Here is a 13,692-nt window from a genome sequence, read left to right as displayed (position 1 = left end):
TTTCTCCTTACTCGTCGATGCCGCCGGTGACCGGCTGGCGTGGCGACTTGGCCTGAATGGCATCGTCCCGTGACGGGGCTGCGGCGCTCGGCGCCGATTCGCTGGCCGGACGGGGTTGATGCGGCGCGCCGGATTTACGCGGCGCGGGTTTCTTTGCGGTGGCGGACGCGGAAGCGGGCAGCGCGGCCGACTCGCCAGCGGCCACCGTGGCCGAAGCCGCCGCAGGCGCGGATGCGGCATTCCCAGCCGAGGCACCCGAAGCTGCCGCTGCCGCCGAAGCCGCTGCCGCCGCCGCCGCCGCCGCCGAAGCCGCGCCAGGCATCGGCAAGGCCGTGAAGCCCGCCGCGATCTTGACCGGCTCCGCCCCTTCCGGCTGCGGCGGCGGCGCGTCGCCGACTTGCGGCGCGGATGCGTCCTGCGTCGCCGATGCCGCCGCCGCGACGGCGGCCGCCTGGGCGCCCGGCTTGTTCTTGCCGACGAGGTAGTAGTCCAGCACCTGGCGCGCGATCGGACCCGCCGACTCCGCGCCCCAGCCGCCGTTTTCGACGATCAGCGCGAGTGCGATCTTCGGCTGCTCGGCGGGCGCGAACGCGATGAAGAGTGCGTGGTCGCGCAGATGCTCGGCGACCGCGTGACCCTTGTAGTTCGCGCCCTGCAGCGAGTAGACCTGCGCCGTGCCGGTCTTGCCGGCCGCCTGGTACTGCGCGCCGATGAACAGTTTGGACGCCGTACCGTTGGTGACGACGCCTTCCATCGCGCGCTTGATGATGTCGATGTCCGACTGCTTCACCGCGATCTTGTCGCTCGGATCGCGCACGACTGCGCGCGTTTCCTTGTTGATCGGGTTTTCGATGTCGCGCACGAGGTGCGGCTTCATCACGACGCCGTTGTTCGCAAGCGTGGCGGTGGCGTGAGCCAGCTGGAGAATGGTGAACGAGTTGTAGCCCTGGCCGATGCCGAGGCTGATCGTCTCGCCTTCATACCAGCGTTGCTGCTCGGGCTTGCGATACGCCTTGCGCTTCCATTCCGTCGACGGCAGGATGCCGCGCGCCTCGCCCGAGATGTCGATCCCGGTGATCTGGCCGAAGCCCCACGGCTTCATGAAGTTGGCGATGTTGTTGACGCCGAGATCGTGCGCGAGCATGTAGAAATACGTGTCGTTCGACACCACGATCGCGCGGTTCATATCGACCCAGCCCTGGCCCGAGCGCACGTCGTTGCGGAACGTGTGGCCGCCGAACGTGTACGAGCCCGGATCCTGGAAGCCCCATCCCGGCGTGCGCTTATGCAGCGTCAGCGCGGCGAGCGCCATGAACGGCTTGTAGGTCGAGCCCGGCGGATAAGTGCCGTGCAGTGGCCGGTTCAGGAGCGGATGGTCCGGCGAGTTGTTCAGTTCGTCCCAGGTCTGCTGATCGATGCCGTCGACGAAGGAATTCGGATCGAAGCTCGGCGCCGACACGAACGCGAGCACATCGCCGGTCGAGGGCTCGATCGCGACCAGCGCGCCGCGGCGTCCGGCGAACGCCTGTTCGGCGACTTGCTGCAGACCGATATCGAGCGACAGCACGAGGTTGTTGCCGGGCGTCGCCTGGGTGCGCGACAGCGTGCGCACCGGCCGGCCGCCGGCCGTCACTTCCACTTCCTCGAAACCGGTCTGGCCGTGCAGCTCGGTTTCGTAGCTCTGCTCGACGCCGATCTTGCCGATGTAGTCGGTACCCTTGTAGTTGTTCGCGTCCAAACGCGGATCGTAGTGGTCCGGATCGCTGTCGTTCTGGTCGCTGGCGTCGTCGATGCGTTCCTGGTCGCGCTGCGAAATCCGGCCGATGTAGCCGATCACGTGCGCCGCAGTCGGGCCGAGCGGGTACTGGCGGAACAGCCGCGCGCGCACTTCGACGCCGGGGAAGCGGAAGCGCTGCGCGGTAAAGCGCGCGACTTCGTCGTCGGTCAGGCGGGTGCGGATTGGCAGACTTTCGAAGTTCTTCGAGTCTTCCTGCAGCTTCTTGAAGCGGCGGCGGTCGCGCGCGTCGACCGACACGACCGTGGCCAGATTGTCGATCACGTTTTCGAGCGAGTCGTTCAGCTTCGACGGCGTGATTTCGAGCGTGTAGGCCGAGTAGTTCTTCGCCAGCACCACGCCGTTGCGGTCGGTGATGATGCCGCGGTTCGGCACGATCGGCGCGACGGAGATACGGTTTTCATCGGCCTGCAGCGAGTACTTGCTGTAGTGCCAGACCTGCAGGAACAGGAAACGGAAGCCGATCAGCCCGAAGCAGACGAACACGAACAGGCCCGCCGCCGCGACGCGCAGGCGGAATTTCGAGAGCTGTTGCTGAGTGTCCTTGAATTCGGTCATGCGATTCTGCAAAAGGCCGGATGACGGCCATAAAGAGTGTGCGCCCAATCCGGCCGGAACCGGGAGGCATGAAAACAGCGCCACGCGTCGGGCGGGCCGGGCGGATACGTTCCAGCAGAACGGAACGGCCGGCGAGCCCGATGCGGGATCAAATGGGCCGCGTATCGTCCGGGTCGGCCGGGCGGCGTTGCGGCATCAACAACAGCACGCTGGCGATCGGCCACAGCGCGGCTTCGACGAAACCGTCGATCAGGTAACCCCAGCCCGGAAACGCCGCGCCCGTCAGCAGACGGATCACGAACGGCACCAGTTGCGCGGCGACCAGCAGCGGCATCACCGCGAAAGTCTGCACGCCGAGCGACATCCACAGCACGCGGCGGTGGATCGTGATCGCGCCATACGACAACAGCGTGTACGCCAGTGCGTGTTCGCCGAGCAGGCTGGCGTTGTGCACGTCCATCAGCAAGCCGAGGAAAAACGCGATACCCATGCCGACTTTGCGAGGCTGATGCACGTTCCAGAACAGCAGGACGAGCGCGACGAAGTCCGGCACGCCGATGAGACGCCCCCACGGCATCAGGTTCAGCAGGAACGCCGCGGCGAGGCTGAACGAAATGAAGTACGGATTGACCGGCTGCAGAATGTATTGCGGGCGGTTCATGGCTGGACCCCCGACGCGGCTTGCGGCTTCGCGCTTTTCTCGGCGGCCGGCCTCTTGTCGGCGGGCTTCTTCTCTGCGGGCTTCTTCTCTGCGGCGGCCGGTTTGGCGGGGGCTTTTTCGGCGTTCTTGGCGGCGGCGGGTTTTTCGGCGGCCGCTTTTTCGTCGGGCTTCGCTGTGGATTTATCCGCTGGGGCTTTGCCGTCGGGCTTCGCTGTGGATTTATCCGCCGGGGCTTTGCCGTCGGCCTGCTTGCCACCCTTCTTCTTCGCTTCCTTCGCGGCCGTGGCGGCGTCGGGTTCTTCGGCCGGACGCGGCGGCACGTTGTTCACGTAGTGCAGCACCAGCAACTGACGCGCGCCGCGCACCGGCGCGACCGGCAGGCAGACCACGCGCGCGAACGCCGTGTCGGCCTGCTTGTCGACCCGCACGACCTTGGCGACGGGCAGCCCCGGCGGATATACGCCGTCGAGTCCGCTGGTGACGAGTTCGTCGCCGGTTTGCACGTCGGCGCTGATCGGCACGAAGCGTAGATCGAGCGTGTCGCCCTTCGGCGTGCCGTAAATCACGCTGCGCAAGCCGGTGCGCACGATCTGCACCGGCACTGCCTGATCCTTGTCGGTCAGCAGCGTGACTTCGGCCTGCAGCGGGAACACGCGCGTCACCTGGCCAATCACGCCGGCTTCGTTGACGACCGGCGAGCCGTCGTGGATCCCCTGCTGCGCACCGCGCCCGATGACCACCTTCTGCGTGAACGGATCGCGCGTGTCGTACTGGATTTCGGCGGGCAGCGATTCCGTGGTGGAGCGCTGCGACAGTTGCAGCAGCGCGCGCAAATGGGCATTTTCGGCGGAGAGCTCGGAAGCCGTGTTGGCCTGTTGCGAGAGCTGCAAATCTTTGGTGCGCAGCTTGTCGTTTTCGCTACGCAGTGTCGCGCTGGTCACGGCCAGATCGGCGGCGCCCATGAAGATGTCACGCGGTACGAGGGCCGCGCGTTGCAACGGATAAAGACCCGCGCCGAGTACGCCGCGAACGATTTCGAGCGTCTGGAAGCGTGCATCGGAGATCAGCAAGGCAATCGCCAGCACGACGAAAACCACCAGCCGTGCGAGCGCGGATGGGCCTTGTTTGAACAGGGGCGGCGGACTGTATTCCATGGTCGGCGCCGGGGGCGTGAGCAGTTGAATGAGACGGCGGCGCGCGCGGGACGCGCGTTCAGCGCGCGGAGGCTGGTCGGTCCAGCCAACGGCAAACCGGCCCGCAAGGGGCCGTGTGCCAGATCCGCGCTACTGACATGGAGAGAGGCTCGCTTACTCGTACGAGAAGATGCTGCCCAGCTTGTCCATGCGTTCGAGCGCCATGCCCGAGCCGCGCACGACGCAAGTCAGCGGGTCTTCGGCGACGAGCACCGGCAGGCCGGTTTCTTCGGCGAGCAGACGGTCCAGATCGCGCAGCAGTGCGCCACCGCCCGTGAGCATCATGCCGCGCTCGGCGATGTCCGCGCCCAGTTCCGGCGGCGTTTGTTCCAGCGCGATCTTCACCGACGACACGATCTGGTTCAGCGGATCGGTGAGGGCTTCGAGAATTTCGTTGCTGGAGATGGTGAAGCTGCGCGGAATGCCTTCCGACAGATTGCGGCCCTTCACTTCCATTTCCTTGACTTCGGAGCCGGGGAACGCGGAGCCGATTTCCTTCTTGATGGCTTCGGCGGTTTGCTCGCCGATCAGCATGCCGTAGTTGCGGCGGATGTAGTTGACGATCGCCTCGTCGAACTTGTCGCCGCCCACGCGCACCGAGCCCTTGTACACGATGCCGCCGAGCGAGATCACGCCGACTTCGGTCGTGCCGCCGCCGATGTCGACGACCATCGAGCCGGTCGCTTCCGACACCGGCAGGCCGGCGCCGATCGCGGCGGCCATCGGTTCTTCGATCAGATACACCTGCGAGGCGCCCGCGCCGTGCGCGGCTTCCTTGATTGCGCGGCGCTCGACCTGGGTCGAACCGCACGGCACGCAGATGATGATGCGCGGCGACGGCGAGAACATGCGCGACTCGTGCGCCGTCTTGATGAACTGCTTGATCATCTGTTCGGTGACGGTGAAGTCGGCGATCACGCCGTCCTTCATCGGGCGGATCGCCTCGATGTTGCCCGGCACTTTGCCGAGCATCTGCTTGGCTTCCTTACCGACTGCCTGAATGGTTTTCTTGCCGTTGGGACCGCCTTCCTGGCGGATCGAAACCACCGACGGTTCGTCCAGAACGATTCCCTTGCCACGCATGTAGATGAGCGTGTTGGCGGTGCCAAGGTCAATCGCCAGATCGTTGGAGAAGTAGCTGCGCAAAAAACCGAACATTCAAAATCCTGTCTCGCTTGGGGCCGGGCCTCGCAACGTATGCGTAGGGCGGCAGCGGAAAAATAACAGCTTCAACCGGGCGGGAGTTGCGCCACAGGAACTTGAAGCTGCGAGGGAGTCTACCGGAGGCCGTTGCAAAGCCAAGGCGGAAAATCCGAACGATCTTTGGCAATTGTTCGGAAAGGCCTTGGTAAGTCGGTCCGGGTTTGGGTCGAACGCGTAATCATACCTTATAATTTTGGATGTTTTGAAGGAAACGGATGGCACTTTTTGCCATCGCCGCCCCCTTTTTCGAACTTGTCCTATTGCGTCGTAACTTGCTGTCGCAGCGTCGTTTTTTTCGTGTTGCGGCGGTCCACCACATTTTCCGGTGACTGCATGGCTCTGACCCTGACCGATGTTAAGCGCATCGCGCATCTCGCGCGGCTCGAACTGGCCGACGCCGACGCTGAGCACACGCGTGCCCAGCTCAATGATTTTTTCGGGCTCGTCGAGCAAATGCAGGCGGTCGATACCACCGGCATCGCCCCGCTTGCCCATCCGATCGAGCAGATCGAAGACGTCGCGCTGCGTCTGCGTAACGACGCGGTAACCGAGACCGTCGAACGCGAAGCTTTCCAACGCCCGGCGCCGGCCGTGCAAGACGGCCTGTATCTCGTGCCGAAGGTGATCGAGTAAGACCCGCGCGGCAACCCCGGCGCGGCGCGCGAGCCCGCGCGGCAGGGCGCTCCGCGCAACGGGCGCGCGTGTCCGCCAGAGCCGGCTTTCGCGGCCAGGTTCGCCGGCGGACAGCCGAACGCCTCCACGGCAGCGTGACTGCGCTGCCGCGCTTTCCAGGATAAAACGCAATGCATGAAAAAAGTCTGACCGAACTGCGCGCCGCACTGTCGGCCAAGGAATGCTCCGCAGTCGAACTGGCGCAGCTGTACCTCAAGCGGATCGACGCGGCCAATGGCCTGAACGCGTTCATCCAGGTCGACCACGAGCTCACGCTCGCGCAGGCGAAAGCCGCCGACGCGCTGCTCCACACCGGCCACGCCGGCCCGCTGGCCGGCCTGCCGATCGCCCACAAGGACGTATTCGTCACCAAGGGCTGGCGCTCCACCGCCGGCTCGAAGATGCTGGCGAACTACGAAAGCCCGTTCGACGCCACCGTGGTCGCGCGTTTGCAGAGCGCCGGCATGGTATGCGTGGGCAAGACCAATATGGACGAGTTCGCGATGGGCTCGTCCAACGAGAATTCGTACTTCGGCCCCGTGCAAAATCCGTGGGACCGCCAGTCGGTGCCGGGCGGTTCGTCGGGCGGTTCGGCGGCGGCCGTGGCCGCGCGTCTCGCGCCCGCTGCCACCGGCACGGACACCGGCGGCTCGATCCGTCAGCCGGCGTCGTTCTCCGGCATCACCGGCATCAAGCCGACCTATGGCCGCGTGTCGCGTTACGGGATGATCGCGTTCGCGTCGTCGCTGGATCAGGGCGGCCCGATGGCGAAGAGCGCCGCCGACTGCGCGACGCTGCTCAACGCGATGGCCGGCTTCGACGAGCGCGATTCGACCAGCCTCGAGCGCGACGACGAAGACTACACGCGCTACCTCGGCAAGCCGTGGAAGGAAGACGGCGCGGACAAGCCGCTCGCCGGCTTGCGCATCGGCCTGCCGAAGGAGTACTTCGGCGCGGGTCTGGCCGACGACGTGCGCGCGTCGATCGACGCGGCGCTCAAGCAGTACGAAGCGCTCGGCGCCACGCTCGTCGATGTCTCGCTGCCGAAAACCGAACTTTCGATCCCGGTGTACTACGTGATCGCGCCCGCCGAGGCGTCGTCGAACCTGTCGCGTTTCGACGGCGTGCGCTTCGGCCATCGCGCTGCCGAATACCGCGATCTGCTCGAGATGTACAAGAAGTCGCGCGCCGAAGGCTTCGGCCCGGAAGTGAAGCGCCGCATCATGGTCGGCGCCTATGTGCTGTCGCACGGCTACTACGACGCGTACTACCTGCAAGCGCAAAAGATTCGCCGCATCATCGCGCAGGACTTCCAGGAAGCGTTCAATCACTGCGACGTCATCATGGGACCGGTCGCGCCGTCGGTGGCGTGGGATCTCGGCGCGAAGGGCGACGATCCGGTGCAGATGTATCTGGCCGACATCTACACGTTGTCGGTGAGCCTCGCCGGTTTGCCGGGCATGAGCGTGCCGTGCGGCTTCGGCGCGGGCGCGAATGCGCAGCGTCCGGTGGGTCTGCAGATCATCGGCAACTATTTCAATGAAGCCCGGATGCTGCAAGTGGCCGACGCGTTCCAGCGCGCGACCGACTGGCACCGCAAAGCACCGGCAGGAGTGTGAGCACCATGGCCAAACAATGGGAAGTCGTGATCGGTCTGGAGACCCACGCGCAACTGTCGACTCAATCGAAGATTTTTTCGGGCGCGGCCACGCAGTTCGGCGCCGCGCCGAACACGCAGGCCTGCCCCGTCGATCTGGCGCTGCCGGGCACCTTGCCGGTGTTGAACCGCGGCGCGGTCGAGCGCGCAATCCAGTTCGGCCTCGCGATCGGCGCGACGGTGGCGCCGCGCAGCATCTTCGCGCGCAAGAATTATTTCTACCCCGATCTGCCGAAGGGCTATCAGATCAGCCAGTACGAAATTCCCGTCGTGCAGGGCGGCCAGGTGACGATTCAGGTGCCGGCCAATGAGAAGGCGGGCAAGCCAGCGTACGAGAAGGTCGTCAACCTCACGCGCGCTCACCTCGAGGAAGACGCGGGCAAGTCGCTGCACGAAGACTTTGCGGGCATGACCGGCATCGACCTGAATCGCGCCGGCACGCCGCTGCTCGAAATCGTCACCGAGCCGGAAATGCGCAGCGCGGTGGAAGCGGTGGCTTACGCGAAGACACTGCACACGCTCGTCACGTGGCTCGGCATCTGCGACGGCAACATGCAGGAAGGCTCGTTCCGTTGCGACGCGAACGTATCGGTGCGACCGGTCGGTCAGGCGGAATTCGGCACGCGTGCGGAGATCAAGAACCTGAACTCGTTCCGCTTCCTCGAAGAAGCGATCCAGTACGAAGTGCGCCGCCAGATCGAATTGATCGAAGACGGCGGCACGGTGGTGCAGGAAACGCGTCTGTACGACCCGGACAAGCGTGAAACGCGTTCCATGCGCAGCAAGGAAGACGCGCACGACTATCGCTATTTCCCCGACCCCGATCTGATGCCACTCGTGATCGACGCGGCGTGGATCGAGCGCGTGAAGGGCGAGATGCCGGAGCTGCCGGTGGCGATCCAGCAGCGCTTCGTGTCGCAATACGGCCTCACGCCGTACGACGCCAACGTGCTGACCGCGAGCAAGGCCATGGCCGCGTACTACGAAGCGGTGGTCGGCAAGATCGGCCCGGCCAACGCGAAGGTCGCGGCGAACTGGCTGATGGGCGAAGTGTCGTCGCAACTGAATCGCGAAGGGCTGGAGATCGACGCGTCGCCGGTGTCGTCCGCGCAACTCGCGCTGCTGTTGCAACGCATTGCCGACGGCACCATCTCGAACAAGATCGCGAAGGAAATCTTCCTCGCGATCTGGGAAGAGAAGGCCACCGACGAAGCCGCCGCCGATCGCATCATCGAAGCGAAGGGGCTCAAGCAGATTTCGGATACCGGCGCGCTGGAAGCGATCATCGACGAAGTGCTAGCCGCGAACCAGAAGTCGGTCGAGGAATTCCGCGCCGGCAAGGAAAAGGCGTTCAACGCGCTGATCGGTCAGGCGATGAAGGCGACCAAGGGCAAGGCCAATCCCGCGCAGGTGAACGAACTGCTGAAGAAGAAGCTGTCCTGAGTTGAAGACATACGGCCCGGGCGTTCACGCGCGGGCCATCACGGGCTGTTGCCGGAAACGAAAGTGGGGCAGCGGCCCGTTTCATTTTGCGGGCCCGCTTTTGCGACCCCCGAACGCAGATCACGGAGTGTGTGGATGGCGAAGCAACCCGAACTCGACGATTTCCGCGTGCCGTATTTCGACAACGGCAAGAAAAAAACCAAGTTTTCTCTCAACGATTTCGACCCGGGCGCGAAGCCGTTTTCAACCGGCTCGAAAGACACGGACCGCGATCGGCTCGCGGAGATCGGCGCGCAGCTCGAAATGCAGCAGGAGTGCCTGCACGCGCAGCAGAAGCGTCGCGTGTTGCTGGTGCTGCAAGGCATGGACACGAGCGGCAAGGACGGCACGATTCGCGCGGTGTTTCACGACGTCGATCCGCTCGGTTTGCGCATCGTGCCATTCAAGGCGCCGACGCCGGTCGAACTCGCGCACGATTTTCTGTGGCGCGTCCATTCGCAGGCGCCCGCCGCCGGCGAGCTGACGATCTTCAACCGCAGCCACTACGAAGATCTGCTGGTGCCCACCGTGCGCGGCGAACTGGATGCGCAAGCCTTCGAGCAGCGCTGCTGCCACATTCGCCAGTTCGAAGAGATGCTCGCGTATAGCGGCACGACCATCGTCAAGTGCATGCTGCATATTTCGAAAGACGAGCAGCGGGTGCGTCTGCAAGCGCGTATCGACGACCCGAGCAAGCACTGGAAATTCGACGTATCCGATCTCGAAGCGCGCAAGCAATGGGACGCTTATCAGTCGGCCTATCGCGACGCGCTCGCGATGACGTCGACCGATTACGCGCCGTGGTACGTGATTCCGGCCGACTCGAAGACGCATCGCAACGTGATGGTCGCCGAGTTGTTGCTGCGTGTGCTGCAGGAACTGAAGCTCGAATATCCGCCTCCCAAGGAATCGCTGAAGGGCATCAGGGTCGAGTGACCTTGCCCGTTAGCGGCCAGAAACGAATTGAACATAAAAGGAACGACATGTTGCGTGTGATTACCGCCAACCTGAACGGCATCCGCTCGGCGGCGAAGAAAGGTTTTTTCGAATGGTTCGGCGAACAGAATGCCGACGTGCTGTGCGTGCAGGAAATCAAATGCTCGCAGGACGACATGACGCCGGAATTCATGGCGCCGCACGATTTCACCGGTTATTTCCAGCACGCGGTGAAGAAGGGTTATAGCGGCGCGGGCGTATACACGCGTCACGAACCGGACGAAGTGGTGATCGGCTTCGGCAGCGAGGAGTTCGACCCGGAAGGGCGCTATGTCGAGCTGCGTTTCGGCAAGCTGTCGGTGGTTTCGGTATACGTGCCGTCGGGTTCGAGTGGAGACGAACGCCAGCAGGCCAAGTTCCGTTTCATGGACGAGTTCATGCCGCATCTGGCCGAACTGGCCCGGGAGCGCGAAGTGATCGTGTGCGGCGATGTGAACATCGTCCACAAGGAAATCGACATCAAGAACTGGAAAAGCAACCAGAAGAACTCGGGCTGCCTGCCGGAAGAGCGCGCGTGGCTGACCAGACTGTTCGATGAGGTGGGCTACGTCGACGTGTTCCGCACGCTCGACCAGCGGCCGGAGCAGTACACGTGGTGGAGCAATCGCGGCCAGGCTTACGCGAAGAACGTCGGGTGGCGCATCGACTATCAGATCGCGACGCCGGGCATCGCGAGCAAGGCGAAGCGCACCGACGTGTTCCGCGATATCAAGTTCAGCGACCATGCGCCGCTGACGGTCGACTACGATCACAAGGTCAAGAAGTAAGCACGTCCCGGCCCGCTCCGCTCGACTTCAGTCGGCGGCCGTTTTACGGCGCGGGCGTCCGATGCCCGCGTAATCCGGCAACTCATCCACGGTCTTGCCGATCGCCTTCGCATAGAGCGGCAGCATGTCCGGCAGACGCTTGATGATGTCCTGCCGACGCGCCGGCGTGTACGGGTGCACGTAGATGAAGCCGCGCTCGCGATCGCCGCGCGTCGCTTGCGCGAGCTTGTCCCACAGCGTGACCGCCGCGCGCGGATCGAAGCCCGCGCGTGACGCGATGTCACTGCCGATCACGTCGGCCTCGGTTTCGTCGGTGCTCTCGTACTTCATTTCCAGCAGGCGCGAGCCGATGCCGAGCGGCGCCGCGCCGAGATCGGCCAGCCCGAACAGCTGCGGGATCGTGCCGGACGAATCGAGCTGGCTGGCCTGGAGTTGGCCAAGCCGCTCGCGCGCATGCTCGCGCAGCGCATGCGCGATCTCGTGGCCGATCAACATGCCGAGTTCGTTGTCGTTCAGACGCGGGCGGTCGAGCAGTCCGCCGTAGACGACGATCTTGCCGCCAGGCAGGCAGTACATGCGGATATCGGTCGAGCGCACCACTGCTACATCCCACTTCCAGCCCTTGGCCCGCTCGTTCCATTTCAACGAGTACGGAATCATCCGGTCGACGATGGACCGCACGCGCGTGACGTGCGCGTCGGTGTCGGCGTACAGGCGCTTCGCGTGTTCAGCGCCATAGGCAATCTGGTTGAACTCTTCAGCGGCTTGCGCCTCGAGCACCGGCGATGGGATCAGGTTGCGGAATACCAGGTAGTCGCCGTAACGCAACTGCGTGTTTGAAGTGTTTGGCGTGTAAGGCGGCGGGGACGCAGGGGGCGCCGACGTCGCGGCCGGTGTCTTCGCGGTGACGGGCGGCGGGGCTTGCGGTGTCGCAGAGGGCGGCGCGGCAGCCGGCGCGCTGCCGGCATTCGGCGAACTGGTCGGGTTCGTCGCGTTAGGGGCGCTGTTGGGCGTCGCCGCCGTCGCGCTGTCGGCGTTTGCTGCGGCCGCAGCGGACTTCGCGGTCGGCGGCGTGCCAGTGGCGGTCGCGGGCGCCGCCGCACTGGCTGCCGATGTGGCCGCCGACGTGGCCGCCGATGTGGCCGCCGATGTGGCCGCGTATGCGCTCGAAGGCATGACCCACGCGAGGCTGCCCGCACAGCCGAGCGCACATACCGCACCCAGCGCCGCGCGTCTCGCGTTGAACCCGAACGATGGCGCGCGCTTCATGCACAGGCGCAGCGCGCGAGTCGAGAGTCGCGCGTTCACGACCGCTCTCTCCACGGCGCGATACGCAACAGAAGCAGCATGCCGGGCAACGCAAGCGCGGTACACACGATGAAGTAATCGAACCAGCCGATCTGCGCGACCACGTAGCCGCTCGCCGCCGATGCCAGCGTGCGCGGCACCGAAGCGAGGCTCGTGAACAGCGCGAACTGGGTGGCCGTGTAGCGCGGGTCGGTGGTGCTCGCGATGTACGCGGTGAACGCGGCCATCGTCAGCCCGGTGGCGAAGGTTTCGAAGCCGTAGACGAGCGCCAGCGCGACCGAGCGCGGCTCGAGCTCGACGGCCCAGTCGATACCTACCAGCGCCAGCAGCCTGGTCGTGCCCTCGCTCAGCCAGACGGCGATGTCGTAAATCGCTGTGAGACCGGGCGATGTCGGGCCGAGATGCGCGAGCCACGCGAAGCCGAGCGTCGACACCATCTGCAGGATGCCGAAGATCCACAGGCCCCTGCCGATGCCGATCTTCATCAGCCAGATTCCGCCGACAATACCGCCCGCGAGACTCGCGCCGAATGCGGTGGTCTTCGCGATCACGCCGATCTGCGTGCGCGAAAAACCGATGTCGAGAAAGAACGAGGTGGACAGCGTGGTCGCCATCGTGTCGCCAAGCTTGTACAGAAAGATGAAGCCGAGCACGAACAGCGCGCCGCGCCAGCCGTCGCGCTGAATGAATTCCTTGAACGGCTGCACGATCGCTTCGCGCAGGTTCTTCGGCGGCGTGCCGTGCACTTTAGGCTCGCTGACCACCAGCGTCATCGCCATGCCCGGCAGCATGAACGCAGCCGTGACGATAAAGACAGTGGCCCACGGCAAATGGTCGGACAGAATCAACGCAAGCGAGCCGGGCACCAGCGCCGCGATCTTGTAGGCATTCACATGCACCGCGTTGCCGAGACCCTGCTGCGTATCGCTCAACAGTTCGCGCCGGTATGCGTCGATCACGATGTCCTGGCTCGCGCCGAAAAACGCGACCAGCGCCGTCAATGCCGCGACGGTCCAGATCGAATCGCGCGGCGACACGAAGCCCAACGCCGCGATCGCGCCGCCCACCAGAATCTGCGTGACCAGCATCCAGCCGCGCCGTCGGCCCGGCCGCCAGCCCGGAAAGCGCGGCACATAGCGGTCCATCAGCGGCGCCCAGATGAATTTCCAGGTATACGGGAACTGGATCAGCGCAAAGAGGCCGATTTCCTTCAGGTTGACGCCTTCGGAGCGTAGCCACGCCTGCACCAGATAGACGAGCGTGAACAGCGGCAACCCCGACGTAAAGCCGAGAAAGACGCAGATCAGCATGCGCGTATTCAGGAACGCGCGCCAGCCGGGATGTTCTTCGTGAGCGGTAAGTGCAGGCGCCTCGTGCGGCGGGTTCGACATGTGGATAGC

At 64.7% G+C, this 13,692-nt stretch carries 11 protein-coding genes; 5 read left to right on the top strand and 6 right to left on the bottom strand.

Translation table 11 applies throughout. The annotated features are described in order from the left end of the window. Window positions 1-7 precede the first annotated feature (7 nt). The 4 genes from mrdA to PQR02_RS00615 form a co-directional block, all read right to left on the bottom strand. The gene (gene mrdA / locus PQR02_RS00630; RefSeq protein WP_408223917.1) at window positions 8-2,353 is read right to left on the bottom strand and encodes a penicillin-binding protein 2; all 2,346 of its coding nucleotides are present in this window, start codon (window positions 2,351-2,353) and stop codon (window positions 8-10) included. A 148-nt stretch (window positions 2,354-2,501) separates the two neighbouring features. Continuing rightward, window positions 2,502-3,014: a rod shape-determining protein MreD gene (mreD, locus tag PQR02_RS00625; RefSeq protein ID WP_149668727.1), complete on the bottom strand. Its 513-nt coding sequence runs from the start codon at window positions 3,012-3,014 to the stop codon at window positions 2,502-2,504. After that, complete coding sequence (gene mreC / locus PQR02_RS00620) at window positions 3,011-4,168, bottom strand: rod shape-determining protein MreC (protein WP_408223912.1); 1,158 nt, start codon at window positions 4,166-4,168, stop codon at window positions 3,011-3,013. Before mreC ends, mreD begins: the two co-directional genes overlap by 4 nt. A 153-nt stretch (window positions 4,169-4,321) precedes the next feature. Continuing rightward, the gene (locus tag PQR02_RS00615; RefSeq protein WP_004189550.1) at window positions 4,322-5,365 is read right to left on the bottom strand and encodes a rod shape-determining protein; all 1,044 of its coding nucleotides are present in this window, start codon (window positions 5,363-5,365) and stop codon (window positions 4,322-4,324) included. A 378-nt stretch (window positions 5,366-5,743) separates the two neighbouring features. Here PQR02_RS00615 and gatC point away from each other — a divergent pair, with 378 nt between their 5' ends. The 5 genes from gatC (at window position 5,744) to PQR02_RS00590 (ending at window position 10,984) form a co-directional block, all read left to right on the top strand. Beyond that, window positions 5,744-6,043 carry an Asp-tRNA(Asn)/Glu-tRNA(Gln) amidotransferase subunit GatC gene (gatC, locus tag PQR02_RS00610; protein ID WP_074762686.1) on the top strand — a complete coding sequence of 100 codons (300 nt, stop codon included), beginning with the start codon at window positions 5,744-5,746 and terminating at the stop codon, window positions 6,041-6,043. Window positions 6,044-6,213: 170 nt separating this feature from the next. After that, window positions 6,214-7,701: an Asp-tRNA(Asn)/Glu-tRNA(Gln) amidotransferase subunit GatA gene (gene gatA / locus PQR02_RS00605; RefSeq protein WP_408223908.1), complete on the top strand. Its 1,488-nt coding sequence runs from the start codon at window positions 6,214-6,216 to the stop codon at window positions 7,699-7,701. A gap of 5 nt (window positions 7,702-7,706) precedes the next feature. Then, window positions 7,707-9,182: an Asp-tRNA(Asn)/Glu-tRNA(Gln) amidotransferase subunit GatB gene (gatB, locus tag PQR02_RS00600; protein WP_408223905.1), complete on the top strand. Its 1,476-nt coding sequence runs from the start codon at window positions 7,707-7,709 to the stop codon at window positions 9,180-9,182. Window positions 9,183-9,317: 135 nt separating this feature from the next. Further along, the gene (locus PQR02_RS00595; protein WP_408223902.1) at window positions 9,318-10,157 is read left to right on the top strand and encodes a PPK2 family polyphosphate kinase; all 840 of its coding nucleotides are present in this window, start codon (window positions 9,318-9,320) and stop codon (window positions 10,155-10,157) included. A 47-nt stretch (window positions 10,158-10,204) separates the two neighbouring features. Further along, the gene (locus tag PQR02_RS00590; protein WP_408223899.1) at window positions 10,205-10,984 is read left to right on the top strand and encodes an exodeoxyribonuclease III; all 780 of its coding nucleotides are present in this window, start codon (window positions 10,205-10,207) and stop codon (window positions 10,982-10,984) included. Between the two features lie 27 nt (window positions 10,985-11,011). Here PQR02_RS00590 and PQR02_RS00585 read toward each other — a convergent pair whose 3' ends face one another. Together PQR02_RS00585 and PQR02_RS00580 are read right to left on the bottom strand one after the other, a co-directional pair. Continuing rightward, window positions 11,012-12,253, bottom strand: a complete 1,242-nt coding sequence (locus tag PQR02_RS00585) for a M48 family metallopeptidase (protein ID WP_408224625.1) — start codon at window positions 12,251-12,253, stop codon at window positions 11,012-11,014. Window positions 12,254-12,288: 35 nt separating this feature from the next. After that, window positions 12,289-13,683 carry an AmpG family muropeptide MFS transporter gene (locus tag PQR02_RS00580; protein ID WP_408223896.1) on the bottom strand — a complete coding sequence of 465 codons (1,395 nt, stop codon included), beginning with the start codon at window positions 13,681-13,683 and terminating at the stop codon, window positions 12,289-12,291. Window positions 13,684-13,692: the final 9 nt, after the last annotated feature.

Origin of the sequence: Paraburkholderia sediminicola (assembly GCF_046026895.1) — a bacterium.
In the GTDB taxonomy this organism is placed as follows: Bacteria; Pseudomonadota; Gammaproteobacteria; order Burkholderiales; family Burkholderiaceae; genus Paraburkholderia; species Paraburkholderia sediminicola_C.
Note: the sequence above shows the minus strand (reverse complement) of the source record. Positions and strands in the feature narration are given on the sequence as shown.

Excerpts from the sequence above, each read along its gene's own strand:
- mrdA (WP_408223917.1), bottom strand. The coding sequence starts at position 2,353 with ATGACCGAATTCAAGGACACTCAGCAACAGCTCTCGAAATTCCGCCTG.
- mreD (WP_149668727.1), bottom strand. The coding sequence starts at position 3,014 with ATGAACCGCCCGCAATACATTCTGCAGCCGGTCAATCCGTACTTCATT.
- mreC (WP_408223912.1), bottom strand. The coding sequence starts at position 4,168 with ATGGAATACAGTCCGCCGCCCCTGTTCAAACAAGGCCCATCCGCGCTC.
- PQR02_RS00615 (WP_004189550.1), bottom strand. The coding sequence starts at position 5,365 with ATGTTCGGTTTTTTGCGCAGCTACTTCTCCAACGATCTGGCGATTGAC.
- gatC (WP_074762686.1), top strand. The coding sequence starts at position 5,744 with ATGGCTCTGACCCTGACCGATGTTAAGCGCATCGCGCATCTCGCGCGG.
- gatA (WP_408223908.1), top strand. The coding sequence starts at position 6,214 with ATGCATGAAAAAAGTCTGACCGAACTGCGCGCCGCACTGTCGGCCAAG.
- gatB (WP_408223905.1), top strand. The coding sequence starts at position 7,707 with ATGGCCAAACAATGGGAAGTCGTGATCGGTCTGGAGACCCACGCGCAA.
- PQR02_RS00595 (WP_408223902.1), top strand. The coding sequence starts at position 9,318 with ATGGCGAAGCAACCCGAACTCGACGATTTCCGCGTGCCGTATTTCGAC.
- PQR02_RS00590 (WP_408223899.1), top strand. The coding sequence starts at position 10,205 with ATGTTGCGTGTGATTACCGCCAACCTGAACGGCATCCGCTCGGCGGCG.
- PQR02_RS00585 (WP_408224625.1), bottom strand. The coding sequence starts at position 12,253 with ATGAAGCGCGCGCCATCGTTCGGGTTCAACGCGAGACGCGCGGCGCTG.
- PQR02_RS00580 (WP_408223896.1), bottom strand. The coding sequence starts at position 13,683 with ATGTCGAACCCGCCGCACGAGGCGCCTGCACTTACCGCTCACGAAGAA.